10 protein-coding genes and 1 rRNA gene are annotated in these 10,785 nt (G+C 71.2%); 4 read left to right on the forward strand and 7 right to left on the reverse strand.

Annotation, left to right across the window (positions count from 1 at the left end):
• Positions 1-10: 10 nt before the first annotated feature.
• From ACFT9I_RS33175 to ACFT9I_RS33185, 3 genes are all read right to left on the reverse strand, one after another.
• Positions 11-826: an ABC transporter ATP-binding protein gene (locus tag ACFT9I_RS33175; RefSeq protein ID WP_382570529.1), complete on the reverse strand. Its 816-nt coding sequence runs from the start codon at positions 824-826 to the stop codon at positions 11-13.
• 119 nt (positions 827-945) lie between these two features.
• Positions 946-2,070 (reverse strand): FecCD family ABC transporter permease, encoded by a 1,125-nt coding sequence (locus ACFT9I_RS33180; protein WP_382570531.1) that lies wholly within the window; start codon positions 2,068-2,070, stop codon positions 946-948.
• A complete protein-coding gene (locus ACFT9I_RS33185; protein WP_382570533.1) occupies positions 2,067-3,125 on the reverse strand; it encodes a FecCD family ABC transporter permease in 1,059 nt (352 codons plus the stop codon). Before ACFT9I_RS33185 ends, ACFT9I_RS33180 begins: the two co-directional genes overlap by 4 nt.
• Positions 3,126-3,189: 64 nt before the next feature.
• Between ACFT9I_RS33185 and ACFT9I_RS33190 the strand changes: the two genes are divergently transcribed.
• From ACFT9I_RS33190 to ACFT9I_RS33200, 3 genes are read left to right on the forward strand one after another with little or no spacing between them, the layout of a single operon-like run.
• Positions 3,190-4,233, forward strand: a complete 1,044-nt coding sequence (locus ACFT9I_RS33190) for an ABC transporter substrate-binding protein (RefSeq protein WP_382570536.1) — start codon at positions 3,190-3,192, stop codon at positions 4,231-4,233.
• A complete protein-coding gene (locus ACFT9I_RS33195; protein WP_382570538.1) occupies positions 4,233-5,267 on the forward strand; it encodes an ABC transporter substrate-binding protein in 1,035 nt (344 codons plus the stop codon). The genes ACFT9I_RS33190 and ACFT9I_RS33195 overlap by 1 nt, the downstream gene beginning before the upstream one ends.
• A complete protein-coding gene (locus ACFT9I_RS33200) occupies positions 5,267-6,103 on the forward strand; it encodes a siderophore-interacting protein (RefSeq protein WP_382570540.1) in 837 nt (278 codons plus the stop codon). Before ACFT9I_RS33195 ends, ACFT9I_RS33200 begins: the two co-directional genes overlap by 1 nt.
• A 70-nt stretch (positions 6,104-6,173) precedes the next feature.
• On the opposite strand, the gene ACFT9I_RS33205 is transcribed toward ACFT9I_RS33200, so the two are convergent.
• A complete protein-coding gene (locus ACFT9I_RS33205; RefSeq protein WP_382570543.1) occupies positions 6,174-7,202 on the reverse strand; it encodes an HAD-IIA family hydrolase in 1,029 nt (342 codons plus the stop codon).
• Positions 7,203-7,284: 82 nt separating this feature from the next.
• On the opposite strand from ACFT9I_RS33205, the gene ACFT9I_RS33210 reads away from it, so the two are divergent.
• Complete coding sequence (locus ACFT9I_RS33210; RefSeq protein ID WP_382570546.1) at positions 7,285-8,604, forward strand: DUF1015 family protein; 1,320 nt, start codon at positions 7,285-7,287, stop codon at positions 8,602-8,604.
• Between the two features lie 86 nt (positions 8,605-8,690).
• On the opposite strand, the gene ACFT9I_RS33215 is transcribed toward ACFT9I_RS33210, so the two are convergent.
• The 3 genes from ACFT9I_RS33215 to rrf all read right to left on the reverse strand — a co-directional run.
• Positions 8,691-9,428 carry a hypothetical protein gene (locus tag ACFT9I_RS33215; RefSeq protein WP_382570547.1) on the reverse strand — a complete coding sequence of 246 codons (738 nt, stop codon included), beginning with the start codon at positions 9,426-9,428 and terminating at the stop codon, positions 8,691-8,693.
• Positions 9,428-10,276, reverse strand: a complete 849-nt coding sequence (locus ACFT9I_RS33220) for a hypothetical protein (RefSeq protein WP_382570549.1) — start codon at positions 10,274-10,276, stop codon at positions 9,428-9,430. Before ACFT9I_RS33220 ends, ACFT9I_RS33215 begins: the two co-directional genes overlap by 1 nt.
• 421 nt (positions 10,277-10,697) lie before the next feature.
• Positions 10,698-10,785, reverse strand: a 5S ribosomal RNA gene (rrf, locus tag ACFT9I_RS33225); the annotation flags it as partial.

Below are 10,785 nucleotides of genomic sequence, written 5' to 3' on the forward strand. Positions count from 1 at the left end.
GCCCCATGGCTCACTTGGACAGCCCCACGGGCACGCTGTGCCGCGCCCGGCGCGCGGCCGGGACGACCAGCGGGGTGCCCGTCTCGGGGTCGTCGATGACCTGGCAGCGCAGTCCGAAGACGCGCTCGACCAGCTCCGCCGTCACGACCTCGGCCGGCGGCCCCTCGGCGTAGATCTCGCCCTCGCGCATCGCGATGAGGTGGGTGGCGTAGCGGGCGGCGTGGTTGAGGTCGTGCAGGACGGCGACGAGCGTACGGCCCTGGGTCTCGTGCAGATCGGCGCAGAGGTCGAGGACGTCGATCTGGTACTGGATGTCCAGGAACGTGGTGGGCTCGTCCAGGAGCAGCAGCGGGGTCTGCTGGGCGAGTGCCATGGCGATCCAGACCCGCTGCCGCTGGCCGCCGGACAATTCGTCGACATACCGATCGGCCAGCTCGCCGATACCGGTCGACGCCATCGACTCCTCGACAATCCGTTCGTCCTCCGGGGACCACTGGCGCAGCAGCGCCTGGTGCGGATAGCGGCCCCGGGCGACGAGGTCGGCGACCGTGATGCCGTCCGGGGCGATGGACGACTGCGGGAGCAGTCCGAGCGTCCGGGCGACCTTCTTGGCGGGCATGGAGTGGATCGCGGCGCCGTCGAGCAGGACGCGGCCGCGGGAGGGCTTGAGCATCCGTGACAGGGCCCGCAACAGGGTTGATTTCCCGCAGGCATTGGGGCCGACGATCACGGTGAACGAGTTGTCGGGGATCTCGACCGACAGATCGCGCGCGATGACCCGCTGGTCGTAGCCGAGGGTCACCGTTTCCGCCGTGAGTCGCTGCATGGTCGTACTCCTGGAATCGGGATTGCTGGAAGACGGGACAGGGAGAGGGAGAGGGGCCGAGGCAGCGGCCCGGCCGGAGAACGGCACTGGGACTTCGGGCAGTTCGGGGACTTCGGGGCTCATATGCGCCCCGCCTTGCGCTCGGTGACCAGCAGCCAGAGGAGATAGCAGCCGCCGAGCACCCCGGTCACGACACCGGCCGGCAACTGGCGGTCGCCGAACGCCGACGTCGCGGTCCAGTCGGCGACCAGCAGCAGCAGCGCGCCCATCACCGCGGCCGGGCCGAGGTTGGGGCCCGGCGAGCGGGTCAGCCGGCGCGCCAGCTGCGGCGCGCTGAGGGCGACGAAGGTGATGGGCCCGGCCGCGGCGGTGGCCACGGAGACGAGCAGCACGGCGGCGCCCATCAGGACGAGCCGGGTGCGTTCGACCCGTACACCGAGCGCGTACGCCGCGTCGTCGCCCATCTCCAGCATGCGCAACGGCCGTCCGTACCCGAGCGCGAGCGGGATCAGTACGGCGCAGACGGCGAGCAGCGGCCAGACCTGCGCCCAGTCCCGGCCGTCGAGCGATCCCGTCATCCACAGCACGGCGCGCGTCGCGTCGACGAGGCTGGCCTTGGTGATGAGGTAGTGGTTGACCGCCGTGAGCATGGCGGCGACGCCGATGCCGATGAGGACCAGCCGGTAGCCGTGCACGCCGCGCTTCCAGGCGAGCAGATAGATCCCCGCTCCGGTCAGCAGGCCGCCGACGACGGCGCCGCCCGCGACGGCGGCCGAGCCGCCCCGGAAGACGACGATCGCGGTCAGCGCGCCGACGGTCGCGCCCTGGCCGAAGCCGATGACGTCCGGACTGCCCAGCGGATTGCGGGAGATGGACTGGAAGACCGCGCCGCCGACGCCGAGGGCCGCGCCCACGAGCAGCCCCACCAGGATCCTCGGCAGCCGCAGGTCCTGGACGATGAACTCCTGCGCCACCGTGCCGTTTCCGAGCAGGGTCGCGACGACATCGCCGGGCGCCATCGGGAAGTCGCCCTGTCCGATGAGGATCACGGACATCGCGCACACGGCGACCAGGAGCAGCAGGACGACGAGACCGGAGCGGACGTCGAACCGGAGGGAGAGGCCGCCGGGCGAACGGACCGCGCGCGCCGGTCGCTTCTGCCCGCCCTTTCCGACGGCAGCGGTGGCAGCCGTGGCGGTGGCAGCGGTGGCGGTGGCGGCCTTCGTGGTCAGGTCTTCGCTCACAGCTGGGCCATCCTCTTGCGACGTACGAGCTGGATGAAGACGGGCCCGCCGACGATCGCGGTGACGATGCCGACCTGCACCTCGGCCGGCCGCGCGACGACGCGCCCGAGCACGTCGGCGCCCAGCAGCAGGACGGGCGAGAGCACGGCGGCGTACGGCAGGATCCACCGCATGTCCGGCCCGGTGACGGCCCGTACGAGATGCGGCACCATCAGCCCGACGAAGACGATCGGCCCGCAGGCCGCGGTCGCCCCGCCGCACAGCAGCGTGACGCAGGCCATGGCCAGGACGCGCGTACGGGTCAGGTTGGCGCCCAGCGATCTGGCGGTGTCGTCGCCCATCTCCAGCGCGTTCAGCGGCCGTGCGATCAGCAGCGCCAGCACGATGCCGACGGCGATGAACGGCCACACCTTGCCGACGGTCGACATGTCGGCCGACGCGAGGGATCCCACGGTCCAGAAGCGCAGCCGGTCGAGGGCCGCCGAGTCCAGCAACTGCACCGCGTTGACATAGCCGAAGAGCGCCGCCGTGGCCGCGGTGCCGGCGAGGGCGAGCCGTACGGGTGTGGCGCTGCGGCTGCCGCCGAGCGCGTACACGACCACGGAGACGACCGCCGCCCCGGCGAACGCGAACCACACGTAGCCGCTGATGGACGTGACGCCGAAGAAGCTGATGGCCGAGACCACCGCGGCGGCGGCGCCGGCGTTGACGCCCAACAGTCCCGGTTCGGCGAGGGGGTTACGGGTGAGCGCCTGCATCACCGCGCCGGCGAGGCCGAGCGCCGCGCCCACGAGCAGCCCGAGCAGCGTCCTGGGCAGCCGGACGTCGACGACGATCACGTCGTTGCCGGTGCCGGAGTTGTGGAACAGGCCGTGCCATACGTCGCCGAGCGGTATCGACTTGGCGCCGACGGCGATACCGGCGGCGCAGACAAGCAGCAGGACGCCGACGGACACCAGCAGCCCGGCGGCGCGCAGCGTACGGCGCTTCCGGGTCACGGTGAGCGGTACGGGCTCCGCGCTCTGTTCGGATTCGGGGGGACTGTCGACCAACACGAGGTTAGGTTAGCCTACCCTCACACATGATCCTCAAGAGGGAAGTCACGAGGGAAACACCGTAATGAACAGTCCCCCTCCGGTTCCGGCCGGGCTCCCCCTCACCCGGCGGCGACTCCTGTCCGTCACCGGCGCCCTCGGACTCGGCGCCCTGCTCACCGCCTGCGGCGACAGCGAGAGCGGCGACAACCACGAGAAGACGGCGAACGCCGGCAAGGGCTGGAGCTTCAAGGACGACCGCGGCAGGACCGCGACCGCGGACAGTATCCCGCGCAAGATCGTCGCCTACATCGGATCCGCCGCCGCGCTGCACGACTTCGGCGTCGAGGTCACCGGGGTCTTCGGCCCGACGAAGCTCAAGAACGGCGAGCCCGACGTCCAGGCGGGCGGTGTCGATGTCGACAAGGTGACCGTCATCGGCAACGCGTGGGGCGAGTTCAATGTCGAGAAATACGCATCGCTCCAACCCGACCTGCTCATCACGAACATGAACGTCGCGCCGACCCTCTGGTACGTCCCGGAGGAGAGCGGGAAGAAGATCGAGGCGCTCGCGCCGACCGTCGGCATCCTCGCCGCGAAGACCTCCCTCCTCACCGCGATCGGCCGGTACGCCGAGTTGGCCGAGTCCCTCGGCGCCGACCTCAAGGCGACGAAGGTCACGGACGCCAAGGCCCGCTTCGAGGCGGCGTCGGAAGCACTCCGCAAGGCCGCGAAGGCGAAGCCGGGCCTGAAGGTACTGGCCGTGGCCGCCACGCAGGACCTCTGTTACGTGGCCGCGCCGGCCGCCTTCGCCGATCTGCGCTACTACCAGGAGCTGGGTGTCGAGTTCGCCGAACCGGCCAAGCCCGCCGCCGACGGTTTCTACGAGGAACTGAGCTGGGAGAACGTCGGCCGGTACGGCGCCGATCTGCTCCTGGTCGACAAGCGCACCGGCAATCTCCAGCCGGCCGACCTCGCCAAGGACAAGCCGACCTGGCGCTCGCAGCCCGCCGTCAAGGCCGAACAGATCACCTCGTGGCACAACGAGGCGCACTTCAGCTACGCCGGATACATCCCGCTCCTCGAAGCACTCACCCAGGCCGTCCGGGCCGCGAAGAAAGTCCTCTGATGCGCGACTCCTCAGCTCTGACCCGCCGTTCCCTGCTCACCGGAGCCGGCGCCCTGGGAATCGGCGCGCTCCTCACCGCCTGCGGCTCGGACGGCGAGAAGGCGAAAGCGGCTTCGGCAGGCTCCGCCGACAACGGCCCCTGGAGCTTCAAGGACGACCGCGGCAGGACGGTGAGAGCTGACCAACCGCCCAAGAAGATAGTCGCGTTCATCAGTACCGCCGCCGCGCTCCACGACTACGGCGTCGCGTGCGCGGGCGTCTTCGGCCCGACCGATCCCGTCGCCGGCAAGCCCAACCCGCAGGCGGGCGACCTCGATCTGACGAAGCTGACCAGCCTCGGCAAGGCGTGGGGCGAGTTCAACATCGAGAAGTACGCGGCCCTGGAGCCCGACCTGCTGATCAGCAACATGTTCCCGCCGCCGGACCTCTGGTACGTACCGGCCGAGAGCGCGAAGAAGATCGAGGCCCTCGCACCGAGCGTCGGCATCACCGGCGGCCGGGTCAGCCTGCTCCAACCCCTCAAGCGCTACACCGAGTTGGCGGAATCCCTCGGAGCGGATCCGACGGCGAAGAAGGCCGTCGCCGCCAAGGCCCGCTTCGACAAGGCGGAGCAGACACTGCGCGAGGCGGCGGCCGCGAAGAAGAAGGACGGCGGCCTCAAGGTCCTCGCCATGACGGGTGACGCCGAGCAGATGTACGTCGCCGTACCCGACTCGTACTGCGACCTCAACTACTTCAAGGATCTCGGGATCGAGTTCGTCGAGGGCAAGAAGTCCGACGAGTTCGGCTTCTGGGAATTCCTCAGCTGGGAGAACGCCGACAAGTACCACGCCGACCTGATCATGGTCGACAACCGCTCGACCGCCCTCCCCACCACCGAACTCGCCAAGCGGCCCACCTGGAACCGGCTGCCCGCCGTCAAGGCCGACCAGATCACCCCCTGGTCCATGGAGGAGCGCTACAGCTACGCCGGTTACGCACCGGTGCTCGAACAACTCGCCGCCGCGATCACGAAGTCGAGGAGCCTGGCCTGATGACCGACGCGCCGTTCCAGTTCTTCACCCTGCACGTACTGCGTACGACACGCCCCACCCCCTCCTTCGTCCGCGTCACCTTCGGCGGCGACGACGTCGCGCGCATGGCGACGGCGGGCCGGGACCAGCGCGTGAAGCTGTTCCTGCCACGGCCCGGCCAGGACGCCCCGGTCCTGCCGGGCCCGGACGACGGGCACTGGTGGGACGCGTGGCGCGCCCTCGACCCCGCCGTACGGGGCGTCATGCGGACGTACACGGTGCGCGAACTGCGCCGCGATCCGCAGGAGTTGGACGTCGACTTCGCCGTGCACGAGCTGCCGCCGGGATCCGAGGAGGGACCGGCCACCCGGTGGGCGCTGAACGCCGCACCCGGCGGCCGGGTCGGGATTCTCGCCCCGATCCACGACGAGAACGCGGGCTACGACTTCCGGCCACCGGACGGCACCGACTGGATCCTGCTGACCGGCGACGAGTCCGCGCTCCCGGCGGTCGCCGGCATCCTGGAGTCCCTGCCGGACGGCATGCCCGCCCGGGTCTGGATCTCGCTCCACCACACCGCCGACCGGTGGGAACTCCCCACCAAGGCCGACGCGCACGTCACTTGGCTCGTACAGGACGAGTCCGCGCCCACCACCGAGGACGCGATCCGCGCGGCCGACGACCTGCCGGAGGGCACGCCGTACGCCTGGATCGCGGGCGAGTCGGCGACCGTCAAGGCCGTACGCAGACACCTCGTCGGCGAGCGCGGCATCGACCGCAAGGTGGTCAGGTTCACCGGCTACTGGCGGCGCGGGACCTCCGAGGACGAGCTGCTGCGCTCCGGCGAGGACGCGTAGCGACGCGACGCGGGACACCGGGGCGCGGGCGCCGGGCGGGCTCCATCGGGCCCGCCCGGCGATCGACGCGCTACAGCCCCAGCTTCGCCAGCACCTTGACCGCGTCCAGGGCGCAAGCGCCGTCCCCCGCGTTTGTCCAGGCCGCGGCGCACAGCGCCCGCAGCCCGTCCATGGCCGCCCCGTCCCCGTCGAGCACCAGCGCGTCGTCGCGTACGGAGGCGGTCCACCCGCCGCACCCGAACTCGCCGTCCCGGACGTCCACTTCGGGCTGCCCGGTCAGCAACCCCCGCAGATCCGCGTCCACATACGTCGGCCGGTGCTTCGGCTCGGCGGCCAGCAGCTGAGCCCCGTCCGTCACCCCGGTCAGCACGAGCAGCGAGTCCACACCGCCGTTGAACGCGCCCTCGATGTCGGTGTCCAGCCGGTCCCCCACGACGATCGGCCGCTTCGCCCCCGTACGCAGCACCGTCTCCCGGTGCATCGGCGGCAGCGGCTTGCCCGCGACCTGCGGATCGGCGCCCGTCGCGATCCGTACGACCTCGACGGCCGCCCCGTTGCCCGGCGCGATGCCGCGCGCGCTCGGAATGGTCAGGTCGGTGTTGGACGCGAACCACGGCACACCGCGCGCGATCGCGTACCCGGCCTCGGCGAACCGCCCCCAGGCCAGGTCCGGCCCCCCGTAGCCCTGTGCCACGGCGGCCGGGTCGTCGTCGGCCGACTCCACCGGCTCAAGTCCCCGCTCGCGCAGGGCGACTCGCAGCCCCTCGCCACCGATCACCAGCACCCGCGCACCGGCCGGCACCTGCTCGGCGATCAGCCGCGCCACCGCCTGCGCCGACGTGATCACCTCGGCGGGCTCGGCGGGCACCCCCAGCTCCGTCAGATGCGCGGCGACGGCGTCCGGCGTCCGCAGCGCGTTGTTGGTGACGTACGCCAGGTGCATCCCGCCGTCCCGGGCCGTGATCAGCGAGTCGACGGCGTACTCGATGGCCTCGCCGCCCGCGTACACCACGCCGTCGAGATCCAGCAGAGCCGTGTCGTACGCCTCGTTCAGCGCCGTCGCGCTGCCGTCGGGCCTGGTCCTGCTCGGCTGACTCATCAGTCTCCCGCTCCCTCTTCCGCCCCGTGACCGGGCTCTCCCCCGATCATCGCTCATGCCCGCGCCCGCATACGATGCGGAGATGAACACCACAGGACCGGCGGAGAAAGGCCTCCGTCTGATCCCGTTCCGCGGACTGCGCTACGTCCCCGAGCGGGTGGGCAGCCTCGCCGCCGTGACCTCGCCGCCGTACGACGTCGTCGTACGTCCCGACGGACTGCTCCACCTGGAGTCGGCCGACCCGCACAACATCGTCCGGCTGATCCTGCCCCAGGCCGCGACCGCCGCCGACCGGCACCGCCAGGCGGCGAGCACGCTCCGGCGCTGGCTCGCGGAAGGCGTCCTCGCACCGGACGCGGAACCGGCGTTGTACGTGTACGAGCAGCGCAAGGGCGACCTGCTCCAGCGCGGCGTCATCGGGGCCCTGGCCCTGTCCACGCCCGCCGAAGGCGTCGTCCTGCCGCACGAGGACGTGATGCCGGACATCGTCGAGGACCGCGCGGCCCTGATGCGGGCGACCGCCACCAATCTGGAGCCGCTGCTCCTCACGTACCGCAGCGAGGACGGCGCGACGGCCGCAGGGGCAAGCGGCACGACCGCGGTCATCGAACGCACCGCGCTGCGCACGCCCCTGCTGTCCACCACCACCGAGGACGGCTTCAGCCACCGCCTGTGGTCGGTCAGCGACCCCGCCGAACTGGCCGAGATCGAGAACGACCTGGCGGACCGTCAGGCGCTCATCGCCGACGGCCACCACCGGTGGGCGACCTATCTCCGGCTGCGCGACGAACACCCGCCGGGCGCGGCCGGACCCTGGGCCTACGGCCTGGTCCTGCTGGTCGACACCGCGCGCCATCCCCTCCAGGTCAAGGCGATCCACCGGCTGCTGCACCGACTGCCGGTCGCGGACGCCCTGGCGGCGCTGAGGGCCGAACCGGGCTCCTTCCGGGTCCGCACGGTCGACGGCACACTGCCGGAGGCCGTCGAGGCTCTGGCCGAGGCGGCCACCGCGGACAACGGCACGGCCAACGCCTTCCTGCTGGCGGGCGACGGCCGCTTCCACCTGATCGACCGCCCCGACCCGGCGCTCCTCGCCCGTACGGTGCCGGCCGACCGCCCGGAGGAGTGGCGCGGCCTCGACGCGACCGTGCTGCACTCCACGCTGCTCGACCACATCTGGCGGATCCCGGACGCGCCCGAGCACATCTCGTACATCCATGACACGGAGGCCGTCGTGGAGCAGGCGGAACGCCACGGCAGTACGGCGGTCCTGCTGCATCCGGTACGCGAAGAGGTCGTACGGGAGTTGGCACGCCAGGCGGTCACGATGCCGCGCAAGTCGACGTCGTTCGGCCCGAAGCCGGCGACAGGTCTGGTGCTGCGGAGCCTCGCGGACGGCTGAGAGACGAAAGAGAAACGAAAAAGAGGGCGGCACCCCCTGGTGGGGATGCCGCCCTCTTTCACGGTGCGGTCGTCGTCGTTGTCGGATCAGGACTTGTCGTTCTCCGGATCCGACTCCTCGTCGGCGACGTCGTCGTCCTCGTCCAAGTTCGCGAGAGCGTCCGTGTCGCTGTCGTCCTCGCCGTCGTGCTCGCCGTCGTCTTCGTCCTCGTCCACGTCGACGAACTGGACGCCGTCCAGAGCCGCGAGACGGTCCGAGGCGTCCGTGGCGCCGTCCTTGTCGGCCTCCAGGGCCTTGGCGAACCAGTCGCGCGCCTCGTCCTCGCGCCCGGCCGACAACAGCGCGTCGGCGTAGGCGTAACGCAGACGCGCGGTCCACGGCTGTACGGAGTTGGAGCCCAGCTCGGGCCCCTGCAAGGTCACGATGGCGGCGTCGATCTGCCCCATGTCCCGGCGCGCACCGGCGGCGACCAGCCGCATCTCGACCTGGCCCGCCTTGTCGAGCTTCAGCACCTCGGGCTCACCGGCCATGGTCATGGCCCGCTCGGGACGGCCCAGGCCGCGCTCGCAGTCCGCCATGACGGGCCACAGGTCGACGTTGCCCGTCATCCGCCGTGCCGCCCTGAACTCGGCAAGCGCCTCGCCGTACTTCTGCGTCGCGTACGCGGCGAAGCCGGCGGCCTCCCGCACGGCGGCGACCCTGGAGGCGAGCCGCAGCGCCACACGCGAATAGGCGTAGGCCTGGTCGGGGTCCTCGTCGATGAGGTTGGCGACCATGACGAGGTTCTTGGCGACGTCGTCGGCAAGCGTCTTGGGCAGGCTCATCAGCTCCTGCCGCACCGCCTTGTCGATCTCGTCGCCGGTGACGTCCTCGGGGATCGGCAGCCGCTTGATGGGCTCCCGGTCACGGTCACGGTCACGGTCGTCACGACGCCCGTACCCACCGCGATCGTCGCGGTCGTCGCGCCCGCGGAACCCGCCACGCTCCCGGTCGTCTCGCCGACCGTAACTGCCGCCACTGCTGCTGGGACGACCGCCGCTGGTGGGCCTGCCACCACGGTCGTCGTCACGGCGCGGACCGCTCGGCCGCTCATCACGCCGGTCGTCACGACGGAACGAGGGACGCTCATCACGCCGGTCATCGCGGCGCGGACCACTGGGACGCTCATCACGCCCACGGAACCCACCACCACTGCCACCGGAACTGCTTGCCGGACGGCCACCGCCGGTGGGACGACCGCCACTGGTGGGCCTGCCACCACGGTCGTCGTCACGACGCGGACCACTGGGCCGGTCGTCACGACGGAACGAGGGACGCTCATCACGCCGGTCATCGCGACGCGGACCACTGGGACGCTCATCACGCCCACGGAACCCACCACCACTACCGCCGGAACTGCTTGCCGGACGGCCACCGCCGGTGGGGCGGCCACCGCTGGTAGGACGACCGCCACGGTCGTCGTTACGGCGCGGACCACTGGGACGCTCGTCACGTCCACGGAAGCCGCCGCCACCGCCGGAGCTGCTGGCCGGCCGGCCACCGCCAGTGGGTCGGCCACCGCCGACGGGACGCCCGCCGCCGGTCGGCCGACCACCACGGTCGTCGTCACGATCCCGACGCGGACCGCTCGGGCGGTCGTCACGACGGGAGGAGGGGCGCTCATCGCGTCCACGGAAGCCGCCGCCACTGCCGGAGCTACTGGCCGGACGGCCACCGTTCGCAGGACGACCACCACCGGTGGGACGACCACCGCTGGTCGGACGACCGCCACTCGCGGGACGACCACCGCTGCGGTTGTCGCTTCGGGCTACGTAGTCACCGACGCCGCCGCCTTTGCCGGTGGGACGGCTGCCACCACGGTCGTCACGACCGCCACGGGAACCGCTCCGGTCACCACCGTCACCGTCCCTACGACGTGATTCGCGCTCCGGACGGTCGTCGGGAGAGTTGGGGGACATCGGCACGGCTCCTGTCTTCGGGTACCACAGTCATTCTCACGCAGCCGGCGATCGGCCGCGCTTCCTACAAAGCAGAGAAAACAAAAAAGACCCCTGGTCCAGCGTGAACGCTGGACCAGGGGTCCATGAAAGATTGTTCGGCGGCGTCCTACTCTCCCACAGGGTCCCCCCTGCAGTACCATCGGCGCTGAAAGGCTTAGCTTCCGGGTTCGGAATGTAACCG

The organism is Streptomyces sp. NPDC057137, from assembly GCF_042670825.1.
Lineage (GTDB): Bacteria > Actinomycetota > Actinomycetes > Streptomycetales > Streptomycetaceae > Streptomyces.

Bases quoted from the DNA above. Each gene is read 5' to 3' on its own strand.
- ACFT9I_RS33175 (WP_382570529.1), bottom strand. From the start codon at position 826: ATGCAGCGACTCACGGCGGAAACGGTGACCCTCGGCTACGACCAGCGG.
- ACFT9I_RS33190 (WP_382570536.1), top strand. From the start codon at position 3,190: ATGAACAGTCCCCCTCCGGTTCCGGCCGGGCTCCCCCTCACCCGGCGG.
- ACFT9I_RS33195 (WP_382570538.1), top strand. From the start codon at position 4,233: ATGCGCGACTCCTCAGCTCTGACCCGCCGTTCCCTGCTCACCGGAGCC.
- ACFT9I_RS33200 (WP_382570540.1), top strand. From the start codon at position 5,267: ATGACCGACGCGCCGTTCCAGTTCTTCACCCTGCACGTACTGCGTACG.
- ACFT9I_RS33205 (WP_382570543.1), bottom strand. From the start codon at position 7,202: ATGAGTCAGCCGAGCAGGACCAGGCCCGACGGCAGCGCGACGGCGCTG.
- ACFT9I_RS33210 (WP_382570546.1), top strand. From the start codon at position 7,285: ATGAACACCACAGGACCGGCGGAGAAAGGCCTCCGTCTGATCCCGTTC.
- ACFT9I_RS33215 (WP_382570547.1), bottom strand. From the start codon at position 9,428: ATGAGCCTGCCCAAGACGCTTGCCGACGACGTCGCCAAGAACCTCGTC.